Here is a 356-nt window from a genome sequence, read left to right on the forward strand (position 1 = left end):
GTACGCCAAGGAATAATAACAGAGTTAGGTTCTTTAGATAAAACCTTAGGGGGACACTCCAGTCGCTACAGTGTATCAGCCAATTGGCAAGGGCAACGCGTTAGCGCGAGTGCCTATCTTATTGACTATAAATTGGATTTGTTTTCGAATTTTACTTACTTTCTCAACGACCCCATCAATGGCGATCAATTTCAGCAATATGATGAGCGGGTGATCAGCGGTGCAGCGCTAGGGTATACCTTTTCACAACAGACGTCCTGGCCCATCGAGCACCGCGTAGGGATCACTCTGCGTAATGATAATGTCGGTGAAGTGGGGCTGTATAATACACGTGCGCGTCAGCGTTTAAGTACTGT

1 pseudogene is annotated in these 356 nt (G+C 46.6%); it reads left to right on the forward strand.

What is annotated here, in order from left to right:
- Positions 1-356, forward strand: a pseudogene (locus CWB98_RS24125) (TonB-dependent receptor); the annotation flags it as partial.

The sequence above is a fragment of the Pseudoalteromonas rubra genome, from assembly GCF_005887115.1.
GTDB lineage: Bacteria > Pseudomonadota > Gammaproteobacteria > Enterobacterales > Alteromonadaceae > Pseudoalteromonas > Pseudoalteromonas rubra_F.